Annotated in this window: 10 protein-coding genes; 7 read left to right on the top strand and 3 right to left on the bottom strand. The window is 68.5% G+C overall.

Annotation, left to right across the window (positions count from 1 at the left end; all coding sequences use genetic code 11):
- The first annotated feature begins 2 nt into the window (after positions 1–2).
- The 7 genes from FHR56_RS06020 (at position 3) to FHR56_RS05990 (ending at position 10,361) form a co-directional block, all read left to right on the top strand.
- Complete coding sequence (locus FHR56_RS06020; protein WP_160946653.1) at positions 3–923, top strand: phosphoglycerate mutase; 921 nt, start codon at positions 3–5, stop codon at positions 921–923.
- Positions 920–2,653, top strand: a complete 1,734-nt coding sequence (gene recJ, locus FHR56_RS06015; protein ID WP_160946654.1) for a single-stranded-DNA-specific exonuclease RecJ — start codon at positions 920–922, stop codon at positions 2,651–2,653. The genes FHR56_RS06020 and recJ overlap by 4 nt, the downstream gene beginning before the upstream one ends.
- A 545-nt stretch (positions 2,654–3,198) precedes the next feature.
- Positions 3,199–4,095: a LytTR family DNA-binding domain-containing protein gene (locus FHR56_RS06010; protein WP_160946655.1), complete on the top strand. Its 897-nt coding sequence runs from the start codon at positions 3,199–3,201 to the stop codon at positions 4,093–4,095.
- Positions 4,096–4,156: 61 nt separating this feature from the next.
- A protein-coding gene (gene prfB / locus FHR56_RS06005) for a peptide chain release factor 2 (RefSeq protein ID WP_100224025.1) occupies positions 4,157–5,282 on the top strand; the annotation gives its coding sequence in 2 pieces (ribosomal slippage) (positions 4,157–4,231 and positions 4,233–5,282; 1,125 coding nt in all).
- 95 nt (positions 5,283–5,377) lie between these two features.
- Positions 5,378–6,895 (top strand): lysine--tRNA ligase, encoded by a 1,518-nt coding sequence (lysS, locus tag FHR56_RS06000; RefSeq protein WP_160946656.1) that lies wholly within the window; start codon positions 5,378–5,380, stop codon positions 6,893–6,895.
- A gap of 147 nt (positions 6,896–7,042) precedes the next feature.
- Entirely contained in the window at positions 7,043–8,179 is a 1,137-nt protein-coding gene (locus FHR56_RS05995; protein ID WP_160946657.1) for a two-component system response regulator, read from the top strand.
- A 1-nt stretch (position 8,180) separates the two neighbouring features.
- Positions 8,181–10,361: an ATP-binding protein gene (locus FHR56_RS05990; RefSeq protein WP_160946658.1), complete on the top strand. Its 2,181-nt coding sequence runs from the start codon at positions 8,181–8,183 to the stop codon at positions 10,359–10,361.
- A 54-nt stretch (positions 10,362–10,415) separates the two neighbouring features.
- Here FHR56_RS05990 and FHR56_RS05985 read toward each other — a convergent pair whose 3' ends face one another.
- The 3 genes from FHR56_RS05985 to acnA all read right to left on the bottom strand — a co-directional run bounded on the left by FHR56_RS05985 (position 10,416) and on the right by acnA (position 16,801).
- The gene (locus tag FHR56_RS05985) at positions 10,416–11,288 is read right to left on the bottom strand and encodes a crotonase/enoyl-CoA hydratase family protein (RefSeq protein ID WP_160946659.1); all 873 of its coding nucleotides are present in this window, start codon (positions 11,286–11,288) and stop codon (positions 10,416–10,418) included.
- A 149-nt stretch (positions 11,289–11,437) separates the two neighbouring features.
- On the bottom strand, positions 11,438–13,123 hold the full coding sequence (locus tag FHR56_RS05980; protein ID WP_160946660.1) for a long-chain fatty acid--CoA ligase: 1,686 nt from the start codon (positions 13,121–13,123) through the stop codon (positions 11,438–11,440).
- A gap of 918 nt (positions 13,124–14,041) precedes the next feature.
- Positions 14,042–16,801 carry an aconitate hydratase AcnA gene (acnA, locus tag FHR56_RS05975; RefSeq protein WP_160946661.1) on the bottom strand — a complete coding sequence of 920 codons (2,760 nt, stop codon included), beginning with the start codon at positions 16,799–16,801 and terminating at the stop codon, positions 14,042–14,044.
- Positions 16,802–16,845 lie beyond the last annotated feature (44 nt).

The raw sequence follows: 16,845 nt of genomic DNA, 5'->3' as shown, positions 1-16,845 counted from the left end.
CGATGGCGGTCGCCACCTTGCTGTTGCCGGAGCGGGTCCGCCTGGCCGGCGCCGTGCTGGCCGGCGAGGTGGCGCGCGCGTTCGGCCGCGCCGACCGCACGCAGGCCGCGCCGGGTGGCGAGGCGCAGTTGCGCCGCCATTTCGCGCTGGCGGAGCAACCGCTGCCGGCCGCGGCGCTGACCCGGCAACTGGACGCCGGCGATGCCGGCGACGGCCTGTGGCTGCGCGCCGATCCAGCCTACGTGGTGCCGGACATGCAGGGCGCGCGGCTGATGGCGCATGGCGACATGCTGCCGCTCGACGCGGTGGACCTGGACGCGCTGCTGCCGGCGGTGCAGGCCTTGTTCGCCGAGAGCGGGCTGACCCTGGATGCGCCCGATCCGACCCGTTGGTACCTGCGCCTGCCGGCCGACAGCGTGCTGCCGGTGTTCACGGCGCCGGCGCAGGTGCTCGGTGCGGACCTGTTCGATCACCTGCCGCAGGGCGAGGACGCGCGCCGCTGGCGTGCGTTGCTGACCGAGGCGCAGATCGTGCTGCACCAGCATCCGTGGAACCGCGAGCGCGTCGCCCGCGGCCAGCCGGCGATCAATTCGCTGTGGTTCTGGGGCGGTGGCCGGCTGCCGGCGTCGGTCGCCACCGCGCATGCGCAGGTGCGCAGCCGCGATCCGCTGTTGCGTGCGCTGGCCCAGGCCGCCGGTGTCGCCGACGCGCAGGCGCCGCGGGTTGATGCGCTAGTCGATCTGCGCCAGCTGCGCGCGCCCGAGCAGTTCGTCGGCGAGGTGGTGCAGCCCCTGCTGCAGGCGCTGCGCGATGGCGAACTGCAGCAACTGCAGCTGGATTTCGAGGACGGCACCTGTTTCCGCATCGCCCCGTCGCAACGCTGGCGCCTGTGGCGGCGGCCGTTGTCGCGCCTGGACGCATGAGCGCCATCGCGCGCATCGTGCGGCGGCCCGCGGCGGCCGCGGCCGGCCCGTGGCACGAGGCCACCTTGCCGCTGTTGCGGCGCATCTATGCCGCGCGCGGCGCCCACGACAGCGGTCTGGCGCAGCCTAGACTGGCGCAACTGCTGCCGCCCGATGCGCTGAGCGGCATCGACGCCGCGGTGGCGCTGCTGGTCGAGGCGATCGCGGCGCGCAAGCGCATCCTGGTGGTCGGCGATTTCGATTGCGACGGCGCCACGGCCTGCGCGGTGGCGGTGCGCGGGCTGCGCCTGCTCGGCGCTGCGCGGGTGCTGCACGCGGTGCCCAACCGCATGGTCCATGGCTATGGCCTGTCGCCGGCGCTGGTGGCGGAACTGGCGCCGTTGCAGCCGGACCTGCTGGTCACGGTGGACCACGGCATCGCCTGCCATGCTGGCGTCGCCGCGGCCAAGGCGCTGGGCTGGCAGGTACTGGTCACCGACCACCACCTGCCGGGTCCGGCCTTGCCGCCGGCCGATGCCATCGTCGATCCGAACCTGGCCGGCGACGCGTTCCCGAGCAAGATGCTGGCCGGCGTCGGCGTGATCTTCTACGTGCTGCTGGCGTTGCGCCGGCACCTGCGCGCGCACGGCGCGTTCGCGGCGGCGCCGCCGGACCTGGGCGTGTTGCTGGACCTGGTCGCGGTCGGCACCGTCGCCGACCTGGTGCCGCTGGACCCAAACAACCGTGCGCTGGTGTCGGCCGGTCTGCGCCGGCTACAGCGTGGCGAGGGCTGCCTCGGCCTGCGCGCCTTGATCGAAGCCAGCGGTCGCGATCCGGCACGGCTCAGCGCCAGCGACATCGGCTTCGCGCTGGCGCCGCGGCTCAACGCCGCCGGCCGCCTCGAGGACATGGCCCTGGGCATCGAGTTGTTGCTGTGCGAAGACCCACAGCAGGCGCGTGCGATCGCCGCGACCCTGGAAGAGATCAACGCCGAGCGCCGCGCCGTGCAGCAGCAGATGACCGACGAGGCCGAAGCGGTGGTGGCGCAGGCGCTGCTGGCCGCGCCCGAGCAGCCGCCGGTGGCGGTGTGCCTGTTCGATGCGCAATGGCATCCCGGCGTGATCGGCCTGGTCGCCTCGAAGATGAAGGATCGCCTGCACCGGCCGGTGATCGCCTTCGCCCCGGCCGAGCCGGGCAGCACCCAGTTGCGCGGCTCGGCGCGTTCGATTCCCGGGTTCCACATCCGCGATGCGATGGCGGCGGTGGAGGCGCAGCGGCCGGGGCTGATGGAGAAGTTCGGCGGCCATGCCATGGCCGCGGGCCTGAGCTTGCCCCAGGACGCGCTGGCCGAGTTCGAGCAGGTGTTCCGTGCGCACGCGCTGGCCAGCCTGGACGCGGAACTGCTGCAGGCCGAGTTGCTCAGCGACGGTGCGCTGGATCCGCACGAACTCGACCATCGCCATGCCGAGGCGTTGCGCCAGGGCGGGCCGTGGGGGCAGGGCTTTCCGGAGCCGCTGTTCGACGGCGAATTCGAGGTAGTGCAGTGGCGCGTGCTGAAGGAACGCCACCTCAAGCTCAGCCTGCGCTGCCCCGGCCGCGCCGAGCCCTTGAACGCGATCCACTTCAACGGCTGGCACGGCCGCGAACCCGGTCGTCGCGTGCATATCGCCTATCGCCTTGTTGCGGATGACTACCGCGGGGGCAGTGCGGTGCAGTTGGTGGTGGAGCACTGCCAGTCGCTGGGTGGCTGAGTCGCTGGGTGTCTGCCGGCGCACGTGGCGCCGCACCCTCACCCCAACCCCTCTCCCGATGGGAGAGGGGCCAGGCTGTTCCTTCTCCCATCGGGAGAAGGTGCTCCGAAGGGGCGGATGAGGGTACGGGCGCAGCCTCGCATAGCCAATCTACCAGCGCTTCGCGCCGTACCCTCACCCCAACCCCTCTCCCGGTGGGAGAGGGGCTAGCGCTGTCCCTTCTCCCATCGGGAGAAGGGGCCCCGAAGGGGCTGATGAGGGTACGGGCGCAGCCTCGCATAGCCAAACCATCAGCGCTTCGCGCCGTACCCCACCCCAACCCCTCTCCCGTCGGGAGAGGGGCTAACGCTGTCCCTTCTCCCATCGGGAGAAGGTGCCCCGAAGGGGCGGATGAGGGTACGGGCGCAGCCTCGCATAGCCAAACCATCAGTGCTTCGCGCCGTACCCTCACCCCAACCTCTCTCCCGGCGGGAGAGGGGCTGCTGGTCGTGCACCGATCCGCCATGCCGCGCCGGCGACGAATGGCGGCGCGCTACACTGCCGCGATGTCCGACCCCTCCGGCGCCAGCGCCTATTCCCGTTTCCAGCCCTGGCGCCGCAGCTTCGAGATCGGCTTCTGGGTCGTGCTCACCCTGATCAACGCCATCGCCAACAGCGTCACGGTGCTGATCGACATCCGCAACACCGGGCTGCACTTCGCCGCGTGGGAGCCGGTGGTCTGGGAATGGTCCAGCCAACTGATGTTCCTGCTGATCGTGCCGCTGGTGGTACTGCTGACCCGGCGCTACCCGCTGCACTGGGAGACCTGGCGGCGCCGGCTGCCGGGCTACCTGCTGGGCAGCGTGGCGCTGTCGGTGCTGCACGTGGTGGGAATGGTCGTCCTGCGCAGCCTGGTCTACCACCTGCAGGGCCAGCACTACGACTTCGGCCCGTGGCCGCAGGGGCTGGCCTACGAATACCTCAAGGACGTGCGCAGCCTGGCCTCGATCGCGCTGTGCGTGGAGATGTACCGGTTCCTGCTGCGGCGCTGGCAAGGCGAGGCGGCACTGCTGGGCGCGCCCGACGCCGGCCCGCCGGTGGGCTCGCTGGAGCGGCCGGAGCGCTTCCTGGTGCGCAAGCTGGGCCGCGACTTCCTGGTCGCCGCCGCCGACATCGAATGGCTGCAGGCCGCCGGCAACTACGTCAACCTGCGCGTGCGCGGCCACGATTACCCGCTGCGCAGCACCATGGCCGCGATCGAGGCGCGGCTGGACCCGGCGCGGTTCGTGCGCATCCACCGCAGCTACATCGTCAACCTGGCCAGCGTGGTCTCGATCGAGCCGCTGGAGGCGGGCGAGGCGCGCGTGCACCTGCGCGACGGCAGCCAGGTGCCGTGCAGCCGCCGCTATCGCGCCGCGCTGCGGGTGGCGGCCGGGGAGGGCGAGGTCGCCCCGGTCGAGTAGCGCTGTGGCGCAGCGGCCGGAATTGCTAGAATCGCGCTCTTGTCTGCCGGAAAAAGCCGCAATGATCGAACTCAATCCGATTCGCCACCGCATCGCCGATCTGTCCGATCGGGTGCTGTCGCTACGGGGGTTTCTTTGACTACGACGCCAAGAAAGAGCGTCTAGAGGAAGTCACCCGGGAGCTGGAAAGCCCCGACGTCTGGAACGACCCCGAGCGCGCCCAGGGCCTGGGCCGCGAACGCGCCAGCCTGGAGAAGACCGTCGGCGGCATCGCCAGCGTGCTCGATGGCCTGAACGAATCGCTGGAATTCCTGGAACTGGCCGAGAGCGAGAACGACGAAGCCACCGCGCAGGCGGTACTGGCCGACGTCGACCGCTTCCAGGCGCAGGTGGAGAAGCTGGAATTCCAGCGCATGTTCTCCGGGCAGATGGACGCCAGCAACGCCTTCGTCGACATCCAGGCCGGCGCCGGCGGCACCGAGGCCCAGGACTGGGCCGAGATCCTGCTGCGCATGTACCTGCGCTGGTGCGAGTCGCGCGGCTGGAAGACCGAGCTGATGGAAGTCTCCGGCGGCGAAGTGGCCGGGATCAAGTCCGCCACGCTGCGCGTGGAAGGCGATTTCGCCTATGGCTGGCTGAAGACCGAAACCGGCGTGCACCGGCTGGTGCGCAAGTCGCCGTTCGACTCGGACAACCGCCGCCACACCAGCTTCACCTCGGTGTTCGTGTCGCCGGAAGTGGACGACAACATCGACATCGACATCAATCCGGCCGACCTGAAGACCGACGTGTACCGCTCCTCCGGCGCCGGCGGCCAGCACGTCAACAAGACCGAGTCGGCGGTGCGCATCACCCACGTGCCCACCGGCATCGTGGTGGCCTGCCAGACCGGGCGCAGCCAGCACCAGAACCGCGACAACGCGATGAAGATGCTGGCCGCCAAGCTCTATGAGCTGGAGATCCAGAAGCGCAATGCCGAACGCGACGCGGTCGAGGCGACCAAGTCCGACATCGGCTGGGGCAGCCAGATCCGCAACTATGTGCTCGACCAGAGCCGGATCAAGGACCTGCGCACCGGCGTGGAGCGCTCGGACACCCAGAAGGTGCTCGACGGCGACCTGGACGAGTTCGTCGAGGCCAGCCTCAAGTCCGGCCTGGAAGCCGGCGCGAAACGCAGCGACGCCTGAACCGGCGGCCTCCGTCCTGGCGACGGAGGCCGTGCGACGGCACACGGCCCCGTCGGCTGGTGCATTCTTTCCCTTCCTCACGCATCCCCCATCCCATGACCGAGCAGACCCCCGCGCCGTCCCTTCCCGTCGACGAGAACAGCCTCATCGCCGAACGGCGCGCCAAACTCGCCGCGCTGCGCGCGCAGGGCGTGGCCTATCCGAACGATTTCCGCCGCAGCGACTTCGCCGGCGATCTGCAGGCCGAGTTCGCCGACACCGAGCGCTGGACCGCCGAGGCGCTGGAGGCGCAGGGCCGCAGCCTGCGCCTGGCTGGGCGCCTGCTGGCCAAGCGGGTGATGGGCAAGGCCAGCTTCGTGCAGCTGCAGGACGAGTCCGGGCGCATCCAGCTGTTCCTGCAGGCCAACGCGCTGGGCGAGGCCTACGACGCCTTCAAGGGCTGGGACATCGGCGACATCATCGGCGTGGAGGGCGGGCTGACCCGCACCAAGACCGGCGAGCTGTCGGTCAAGGCCACCGGCCTGCGGCTGCTGACCAAGGCGCTGCGGCCGCTGCCGGACAAGTGGCACGGCCTGTCGGACGTGGAGCAGCGCTACCGCCAGCGCTACGTGGACCTGATCGTGTCGCCGGAGGCGCGCGAGGTGTTCGTCAAGCGCTCCAAGATCATCCGCGCCATGCGCGCCTGGCTGGACGCGCGCCGCTTCCTGGAAGTGGAGACGCCGATGATGCACTACATCCCCGGCGGCGCCACGGCCAAGCCGTTCACCACCCACCACAACGCCCTGGACCTGGACCTGTACCTGCGGGTGGCCCCGGAGCTGTACCTGAAGCGCCTGGTGGTCGGCGGCCTGGAACGGGTCTACGAAATCAACCGCAATTTCCGCAACGAAGGCGTCAGCACCCGGCACAATCCGGAATTCACCATGATGGAGCTGTACGAGGCGTATGCCACGTACCACGAGGTGATGGACCTGACCGAAAACATCATCCGCGATGTCGCCCGCGAGGTGCTGGGCACCACCCAGGTGCACTGGGACGGCGCCGACATCGACCTGGCGCCGGCGTTCCGCCGCTGGCGGATGGACGAGGCGGTGCGCCACCACAACCCGGAGATCAGCGCTGCCGACTGCACCGACCGCGAGGCGCTGCTGCGCCACTGCGAGCGGCTGAAGATCCGCACCAAACCGTCCTACGGCTGGGGCAAGCTGCTGCTGGAGATCTTCGAGGCCACGGTCGAGCACACCCTGATCCAGCCCACCTTCATCACCGACCACCCGGTCGAGGTATCGCCGCTGGCCCGCTCCAGCGACACCGAGCCGGGCTACACCGACCGCTTCGAACTGTTCATCAACGGCAAGGAAATCGCCAACGGCTTCTCCGAGCTCAACGACCCGGAAGACCAAGCGGCGCGGTTCCAGGCCCAGGTGGCGGCCAAGGACGGGGGCGACGACGAGGCCATGCACTTCGACGCCGACTACATCCGGGCGCTGGAGGTGGGGCTGCCGCCGACCGGCGGCCTGGGCATCGGCATCGACCGGCTGGTAATGTTGCTTACCGGCAGCAGTTCGATCCGTGACGTGCTGCTGTTTCCGTACATGCGTCCGGAGGCTTAACCTAGCCCCGGACCAGGTGGCGCGGTTCTTGCAGCAGGCGTTGCACGCAAAAGGAAGTGAGGTGGACGGGTCGGCGTGATTGGGCACCGGCGCGTTCCCGTTGTCGTCTCAGCAGCCCGCGCAGATGCGACGGGCGGAGGATTGCAGATGCATGATGCCAGCATGAGCCTCTCCGGCGCGTCCTCGAACGGGGACCGTCTCCAATGGGCGGACGGAAACGACAATCGTTTGAACATCGTCATCGTCGACGATCAGACCTCCGCGCGCACGATGCTGCGGCATGTCATCGAGGACATCGCCCCGGAACTGACCGTGCGCGATTTCGGCGATTCGCAGGCCGCGCTGGCCTGGTGCGAAGCCGGCAAGGTCGATCTGCTGCTGCTCGACTACCGCATGCCGGGCATGGACGGGCTGGAGTTCGCGCGGCGCCTGCGCCGTCTGCCCAAGCACCGCGACATCCCGATCATCCTGATCACCGTGGTCGGCGACGAGCCGATCCGCCAGGCCGCCCTGGAGGCGGGGGTGATCGACTTCCTGGTCAAGCCGATCCGCCCGCGCGAACTGCGCGCGCGCTGCCACAACCTGCTGCAGCTGCGGCTGCAGAGCGAGAACATCAAGCAGCGCGCGATGTCGCTGGAGCAGCGCCTGCTGGCCAGCATGCGCGAGGTCGAGGAACGCGAGCGCGAGACCCTGTCGCGGCTGGCCCGGGCCATCGAGTACCGCGACGTCGGCACCAGCGCCTACCTGGAACGGATGGCGCACGTGGCCGGCCTGATCGCCGAGCAACTGGGCCTGTCCGAGGACGAGGTGCGGGTCATCGAGATGGCCGCGAGCCTGCACGACATGGGCAAGATCGCCATCCCCGACGCGGTGCTGCTCAAGCCGGGCAAGCTCAACGAGGACGAGATGGCGGTGATGCGCATGCACCCGCGCATCGGCTACGAACTGCTCAGCGGCAGCCAGAACCGTTTCATCCAGGTCGGTGCGCTGATCGCCCTGCGCCACCATGAGCGCTACGACGGCAGTGGCTACCCGGACGGCCTGATCGGCGAGGCGATTCCGCTGGAGGCGCGCATCGTGGCGGTCGCCGACGTGTTCGACGCGCTGATCTCGCCGCGTCCCTACAAGGAGGCCTGGACCATGGACGCGACGCTGGCCTACCTTTACGCCCAGCGCGGCCGCCTGTTCGACCCGCGTTGCGTGGACGCGCTGTTCCGCGGCCGCGAGCAACTGCAGGTGATCTGCGAGAAATTCTCCACCGCCTCGGCGCGACCAGGAGTCTGACATGATCTCGGCGATCAGCTGGGTGCGGCAACGGTTCGCGGAGCGCAAGGATACCGAGCACGGCCAGGCCTTCGTCCGCATCTGCATGGTCGCGCTGATCCTGGCGTACGAACTGTCGTTCTCGCACACCTGGGACATCGCCCCGCGGCAGCGCGCCTACGTCATCGGCCTGACCCTGATCTCGCAGGCGGTGGCCCTGGCCTTGATGACCTGGATCTTGGGCCGGCCGCAGCGCTCGGACATGCGCCGGATCATCGGCATGGTGGCCGACTACGGGCTCATGTCGATGGCGATGAGCGCGATCGGCGAACCGATGGCCTGCATCTACGTCGTCATCATGTGGGTCACCATCGGCAACGGCCTGCGCTACGGCAACCGCTACCTGTACCTGGCCGTGGCCATGGCGGTGGCCAGTTTCAGCATCACGCTGATGACCAGCGACTACTGGATCGCCAATCGTGGGCTGGGCATCGGCCTGCTGGTCGGCCTGGCCGCCATCCCGCTGTATCTGTCCGGGCTGCTGCGGCAATTGACCTCGACGACCGCCGAGGCGCGCCGCGCCAGCGAGGCCAAGAGCCGCTTCCTGGCCAACATGAGCCATGAGTTCCGTACCCCGTTGAACGGCCTGTCGGGCATGACCGAGGTGCTGGCGACGACGCGGCTGGACGCCGAGCAGCGCGAGTGCGTCAACACCATCCAGGCCTCCGCGCGCAGCCTGCTGTCGCTGGTGGAGGAAGTGCTGGACATTTCCGCGATCGAGGCCGGCAAGCTGCGGCTCGACAAGCGCGATTTCTCGCTGCGCGAAACCCTGGAAGGAATCAGCCTGATCCTGCAGCCGCAGGCGCGGGCCAAGCGCCTGGACTACCAGGTGGATGTCGCTCCCGACGTGCCGGACTATCTGTCCGGCGATCCGGGTCATCTGCGCCAGGTGCTGCTGAACCTGGCCGGTAACGCCATCAAGTTCACCGAGACCGGCCGGGTCGATATCCGGGTGCGCCTGCACAAGAACGAGCAGGGGCAGCCGAAGCGCCTGAGTTTCGACATCGTCGATACCGGGATCGGGGTGACGCCGGACATGCGGCCGCGCCTGTTCGAGGCGTTCGAACAGGCCGACGTCGGCCTGGCGCGCCGCTACGAAGGCAGCGGCCTGGGCACCACGATCGCCAAGGGCCTGGTCGAGGCAATGGGGGGCAGCATCGGTTATCAGGAGAATGCCCCGCGCGGCAGCCACTTCTGGTTCGAACTGCCATTCGTCGCAGCGGCGGTACCGGCATCGGCGGAGATCGGCGCGCCGGCGGCGAGCGTGCCGACGGCGGCCGAGGAGTTCGACACCAACGGCAACGTCATCGCGTTCTCCGACCCGTTCCTGCGCCACCGTGCGCGGGTGCGTGGCATGCGCATCCTGGTCGCCGACGACCACGCCGCCAACCGCATGGTGCTGCAGCGTATGCTGCAGAAGGCCGGCCATCGCGCCATCTGCGTCGACGGCGCGGAGGCGGTGCTGGATGCGCTGGCCGAGAGCGAGTTCGATGCGGTGATCGTCGACCTGCACATGCCCGGCATGAGCGGCCTGGACATGCTGCGGCAGTTGCGGGTGATGCAGGCCGGCGGGCCACGCACGCCCGTCGTGGTGCTCAGCGCCGATGTGACCCCCGAGTCGATCCAGCGCTGCGAGCAGGCCGGCGCCCGCACCTTCCTGGCCAAGCCGGTGGTGGCCAACCGGTTGCTGGACACGCTTTCCGATATCGCCATGGAGGGGCGCCTGCGTGCGGGCAGCGAGACCGGCGTGCGGCAGATTGCGGTGTCGAGCGAAGGGGTGCTGGATGCGTCGGTCCTGGACGAACTCGCCGGGCTCGGCATGGGCGACGGGTTCGAACGCGAATTCATCTCGCAGTGCCTCAACGATGCCGAAGGCTGCCTCGGTGGCATGCAGATCGCCGGTGAAGCCGAGCACTGGGAACGCCTGCGCGAACACGCGCATGCGATCAAGGGCGTCGCCAGCAATCTCGGCCTGGTACGGCTCGCCAGCCTTGGCGGCGAATTGATGCAGATGCCGGAATGGCAGGTGCGCAGCGAGTGGCGGGCACGGCTGATGGCGCTCAACGCCAGCCTGACCGAAGGCCGCGAGGCCCTGGATCTGCGTGCACGGCAGAGCGCCGTGCAGGACGGCGAACTGCGCTGAGGATGCCCGGCGCTGAGCCGGGTCATCCCCCATTGCCGAGAGCAACGCCAGGGCTCAGGCGGCAAAGACGCCCGCCTGGGCGCGTCGGAGCTGTGCACGCACCAGCCGATCCATCGTCCGCAGCGACTTTTCGCCCAGAGCCAGCGCGGCGTCCACCCAGATTTCCGTCACCGCGAGCAATTCTTCGCGGCGCACAGGCTGCACCACCTTGCGCATCGCATTCATCGCCAGATGCGCCAGCGGCGCGCGCCGCTGCTGCTGGATCAGGTCGCGCACCGCGTCCTTGCCCTGGCCCTTGGGCACCAGCACGTCGACGATGCCCATGGCATGCATCTCCTGGCTGCTGAAAACGTGACCTCCCAGGATGAGCTTTTCCGCGGCATGCGGTGCGATGCGGCGGCTGAGGAACGAATACGCGCCCATGCCGGGGAACAGGCCGAACATGATTTCCGGCAGGCCCATGCCGACATCCTCTTCGGCCACGATCAGGTGGCACGACAGCGCCATTTCCAGGCCGCCGCCGAGCGCATCGCCTTGCAGCAGGGCGATGGTGCGGAAACTGCCGCCAAGTCCCTCGTGGAAACGGTGTACGCCATCGATGCAGCTTGTCGCGTAGGCCATCAGCCCGGCGCGATCGCGGCGGCGGATGTAGTGGCCGAACAGTTCCAGATCACCGCCGAGGTTGAACGCACTGCCATCGGACGCCAGCACCAGGCTGCCCAGCCGCGCCGACGCCAGGGTGCGGGGCTGGCTGAGGGACGCGAGATAGCTGTGCATCTCGCGCATCAACGTGGGATGGAAGCAGGGCCGTTGTGTCGCGGCGTTGCCTGCATGCATGTACAACCAGTGGCTATCGTCGTCGTCGTCCGCATCGATACGGATGCTGGAATAGGCGCGGGTACAGGGCAGCGTGTCGGTCATGCTCATGGCGGGCTCTCGGAAAGACGCCCGCGGAGATGGCGTGGCGCAGCGGGCGAATGCGTTTCCACCCGGCGGATGCTACACCCGGGTGCCGCGGCCGGAATTCGGCCCGCCAGCGCTTGCGCGGGCGCCGCGTGGGCGCCCGTCGGACCTGCTTATTGCGGCGGCGGCGCGTCGCGCAGCTCGCGCCGCAGGATCTTGCCGACGTTGGTCTTGGGCAGCTCCTTGCGGAACTCGACGATGCGCGGATGCTTGTAGCCGGTGAGGTTGGCGCGGGCGTGGGCCTTGACGTCCTCGGCGGTGAGGTTGGGGTCCTTCTTGACGATGACCACCTTGACCACTTCGCCGGATTTCTCGTCGGGCACGCCGACCGCGGCCACTTCGAGCACGCCCGGCATCATCGCGATGACGTCCTCGACTTCGTTCGGATACACGTTGAAGCCGGACACCAGGATCATGTCCTTCTTGCGGTCGACGATATAGAAGAAGCCCTGCGGATCCATCCGCGCCATGTCGCCGGTGTGCAGCCAGCCGTCGGCATCGATGGCGCTGGCGGTTTCTTCCGGCCGGCGCCAGTAGCCCTTCATCACCTGCGGCCCGCGGATGCACAGCTCGCCGACCTCGCCATGCGCCAGGATCTGCCCCTGGTCATCCTTCACGCAGGCGTCGGTGGAGGGGATCGGCAGGCCGATCGCGCCGTTGTATTCGGTCAGGGTCAGCGGGTTGATGCAGGCCGCCGGCGAGGTTTCGGTGAGGCCGTAGGCCTCGACCAGGGTGACGCCGGTGACCTGCTTCCAGCGCTCGGCCACCGCACGTTGCACCGCCATGCCGCCGCCGAGGGTGAACTTCAGCGAGGAGAAGTCCACCTTGTCGAAGCCCGGCGTGTTGAGCAGGCCGTTGAACAAGGTATTGACGCCGGTGAAGGCGGTGAAGCGGGTCTTCTGCAGTTCCTTGACGAAGCCCGGCATGTCGCGCGGATTGCTGATCAGGTGGTTGAGTCCGCCGAGCTTCATGAAGACCAGCCCGTTCGCGGTCAGTGCGAAGATGTGGTACAGCGGCAGCGCGGTGATGATGACTTCCTTGCCTTCCTCCAGCTTGCCGGTTGCCGCGATCCAGGCGCCGGCCTGCAGCATGTTGGCGACCAGGTTGCGGTGGGTCAGCATGGCGCCCTTGGCCACGCCGGTGGTGCCGCCGGTGTATTGCAGGAAGGCGATGTCGTCCGGTGCGATGTCGATCGGCGGCAGCGTGTGCAGGCGGCCGAGGGTCAGCGCGTCACGGAAGCGGATCGCATTGGGAATGTCGTAGTCCGGCACCAGCTTCTTGACGTACTTCAGGACGAAGTTGACCAAGGGGCCCTTGGGGAAGCCGAGCATGTCACCCAGGCCGGTGGTGATGACCTGCTTGACGGGCGTGTCGGCCAGCACTTCCTGCACGGTGGTGCCGAAGTTGTCGATCACCACCAGCGCGCTGGCGCCGGAGTCGATCAGTTGGTGGCGCAGTTCGCGCGGGGTGTAGAGCGGATTGACGTTGACCACGGTCATGCCGGCCAGCAGCACGCCGAAGGTGGCGATGGGGTATTGCAGGCAGTTGGGCATCATCAGGGCGACGCGGTCGCCCTTCTTGAGTTGCAGTTCGCCGAGCAGGTAGCCGGCGAATTGCCGGGCCAGTTCGCCGGCCTCGCGGTAGGTCAGGGTCTTGCCGAAGTTGCAGTAGGCGGGGCGGTCTCCGAACTTGGCCACGGAGCTTTCGAAAACCGCGGCGACGGAGCGGTACTCGTCGACGTTGATGTCGGCGCCAACGCCGGCCGGATAACTCTGCAACCACGGACGATCCAGACTCATATTCCCCCTCCAGGAAATGTATTGATGGGCGCGCAGCGGACAGTATCCGCCGGAATCCCGTAATGGGAGCATACCGTTCCGTAGGGTAAAGGCGAACAGGGGCGGGGTGGTGGTGGCGGGGAGTCGTTGGTTTCTGGTGGTGGCAGGCTGCAGGCTGAGCGTTTGGAACGCTCCGATAAGTGCTGGCACCGTGGAATTGCAACGCAAAGCTTTCGCCTGGCGGCGAGTCACTTTTCTTTGCTTGTGCAAAGAAAAGTAACCAAAAGAAGCGCTTTACCACAGCCGAAGGCTGGTCAAGCACACCCTGCCTACGCGCCCTACGCGCTGCGCCCTCCGGGCCCGCGTCCAGCCCGGGGATCCGCGGAAGGGGCATCCTGCCCCTGCCGCGGACGGCGCACGTCCATGTGCGCCGCCCCTTCGGGGTTTTTCCCCGGGCTGGCCGCCGCTTCGGAAGGGAACCCGGAAGAGCAGGAGCAAACGCAACAGCAACAGCAACGGAGGTCGTGGCTACGGATGAGTAACTGGACATGGCCATTTCGCTGCCCGCTGTGCTGCGCAGTGCAATAGCCGCCACTAGGGTCGCGCTTTCGCCGCCGGAAACCGACAAGCGAGCTGGGCTGTGCTGCCAAACGTCCGGAGCACTTACCGCAGCAGGCCGCCGTGGTGGGCGAGCCGGCACGCTTGCGAACCATGGGTTCGCGCGCCGGCGCAGCGCCCCCACGCTGGCGCGGGGCCGGGCTTCCGCTGCCGGAAACCGCGGGGTCGGTCAGCGCGCAGCCAACTGCCGGAGCACGTACTGCAGCAGGCCGCCGTGGTGGGCGAGCCGGCACGCTTGCGAACCATGGGTTCGCGTGCCGGCGCAGCGCCCCCGCGCTGGCGCGGGGGCCGGGCTTCCGCTGCCGGAAACCGCAGGGTCGGTCAGCGCGCAGCCAACTGCCGCAGCACGTACTGCAGCAGGCCGCCATGGCGGAAGTACTCCACTTCCTTCGGCGTCAGCAGCATCACCGCCACCTCGAAGGACTGCGTACCGCCGTCGGCCTTGGTCGCGACGACCTTGGCACGCTTGCTGGCGCCGTCCTGCAGGCCGGTGATCTCGAACACCTCCGAGCCGTCCAGGCCCAGGCTCTGCGCGTTCTGGCCGTCGAGAAACTGCAGCGGCAGCACGCCCATGCCGACCAGGTTGGAGCGGTGGATGCGCTCGAAGCTCTCGGCGATCACCGCCTTGACCCCGAGCAGGTTGGTGCCCTTGGCCGCCCAGTCGCGCGAGGAGCCGGTGCCGTATTCCTTGCCGCCGATCACCACCAGCGGCACGCCATCGGCCTTGTACTTCATCGCCGCGTCGTAGATCGCGAGCTTTTCCGGCTGGCCGCCGCCGGGCGGGTAGTACAGGGTGTTGCCGCCTTCCTCGCCGCCGAACATCAGGTTCTTGATGCGGATGTTGGCGAAGGTGCCGCGGACCATGACGTCGTCATTGCCGCGGCGGCTGCCGTAGCTGTTGAAGTCGGCCGGTTGCACGCCGCGTTCCTGCAGGAAGCGGCCCGCCGGCGAGTCCTTCTTGATGTTGCCGGCCGGGGAGATGTGGTCGGTGGTGATCGAATCGCCGAACAGGCCCAGCACGCGCGCGCCATGCACGTCCTCGATGCGGCCGACCTGCATGGTCATGCCCTCGAAGTAGGGCGGGTTCTTGATGTAGGTGGAGGCGCCGTCCCAGGCGTACAGCTCGCCGTCGGGCGAGGCGATGGTGTTCCAGCGGCTGTCGCCCTTGAACACGTCGGCGTAGTTCTGCTTGAACATTTCCGGGCCGACCGTGGCGGCGATGGTGTCGCCGATCTCCTTGTTGCTCGGCCAGATGTCGCGCAGGTACACGGGTTGGCCGTCGCTGCCGGTGCCCAGAGGGTCGCGGGTCAGGTCGATGTCGGTGGTGCCGGCGATGGCGTAGGCGACCACCAGCGGCGGCGACGCCAGGTAGTTCATCTTCACTTCCGGATGCACGCGGCCTTCGAAGTTGCGGTTGCCCGACAGCACCGAGGCCACCACCAGGTCGTCCTGCGCGATCGCCGCGGACACGTCCTCCGGCAGCGGGCCGGAGTTGCCGATGCAGGTGGTGCAGCCGTAGCCGACCACGTAGAAACCGAGTTGTTCCAGGTCGCCCATCACCCCGGCCTTCTTCAGGTAGTCGGTGACCACCAGCGAGCCCGGCCCGAGCGAGGTCTTGACCCAGGGTTGCGCCTTCAGGCCCTTGGCCACGGCGTTGCGCGCGAGCAGGCCGGCGCCGAGCATGACCGCCGGGTTGGAGGTGTTGGTGCAGGAGGTGATCGCCGCGATCACCACCGCGCCGTCGCGCAGGCGCCAGCCGGCGCCGCTGGCCTCGGCGTCCTGCGCGTGCGCCGCCTGGGCGCCGACCGCGGTGCCGCCGCCGCCTTCGTTCTTGAGCCGGTCTTCCTGCGTGGCGTCGCTGCGGCGCTTGGCGCGCGCGTCGGCGAACGGCACCAGGCTGTCGCGGAAGTTGCGCTGCATGTCTTCCAGCAGCACCCGGTCCTGCGGGCGCTTGGGGCCTGCCAGCGACGGCTTGACGTCGCCCATGTCCAGTTCCAGCGTCGCGCTGTAGCTGGCATGCGCGCTGTCGGCGTCGTGCCACAGGCCCTGCGCCTTGGCGTAGGCCTCGACCAGCGCGATCTGCTCTTCGCTGCGGCCGGACAGGCGCAGGTAGGTCAGCGATTCGGCGTCGATCGGGAAGATGCCGCAGGTGGCGCCGTACTCCGGCGCCATGTTGCCGATGGTGGCGCGGTCGGCCAGCGGCAGGTGCTGCAGGCCGTCGCCGAAGAACTCGACGAACTTGCCGACCACCCCGTGCTTGCGCAGCATCTGCGTCACCGTCAGCACCAGGTCGGTGGCGGTGGCCCCTTCGGGCAGCTTGCCGGTGAGCTTGAAGCCCACCACCTGCGGGATCAGCATCGACGAGGGCTGGCCGAGCATCGCCGCTTCGGCCTCGATGCCGCCCACGCCCCAGCCGAGCACGCCGATGCCGTTGATCATGGTGGTGTGGCTGTCGGTGCCGAACACGGTGTCGGGGTAGGCCAGCGCCTCGCCGTCGCGTTCGCCGGTCATCACCACCCGCGCCAGGTGCTCCAGGTTGACCTGGTGCACGATGCCGGTGTTCGGCGGCACCACCTTGAAGTTGTCGAAGGCCTTCTGGCCCCAGCGCAGGAAACCGTAGCGTTCCTTGTTGCGCTGGAATTCGATCTTGCCGTTGAGATCCAGCGCGTCGGGCTTGCCGAACACGTCCACCTGCACCGAGTGGTCGATCACCAGTTCCGAGGGGATCAGCGGATTGATCTGCTCCGGGCGTCCGCCGAGCTTGACCACCGCGTCGCGCATCGCCGCCAGGTCGACCACGCACGGAACGCCGGTGAAGTCCTGCAGCACCACGCGCGCCGGCATGAACGCGATCTCGGTGTCCGGCTCGGCGGTCGGCTGCCATTGCGCCACCGCTTCGATGTGCTCCTTGCCGACGGTCGCGCCGCCGTCCTCGTGGCGCAGCAGATTCTCCAGCAGGATCTTCAGCGAGTAGGGCAGGCGCGAGATGTCGAAGCGCTCGCCGAGCTTGGGCAGGCTGAAGTAACCGTAGGTCTTGCCGCCGACGTGCAGCTGGCTGCGGGTGGAGAACGAGTCGTTCATGCGGGGAACTCCTGATTGCGGATGGCTTGCATTGGCGCGCTTTC

Source organism: Xanthomonas sp. F10 (assembly GCF_014206815.1).
Taxonomy (GTDB): domain Bacteria; phylum Pseudomonadota; class Gammaproteobacteria; order Xanthomonadales; family Xanthomonadaceae; genus Xanthomonas_A; species Xanthomonas_A indica.
The sequence above is the reverse complement of the archived record's forward strand: the minus strand, read 5'-3'. Positions and strand labels throughout refer to the sequence as shown.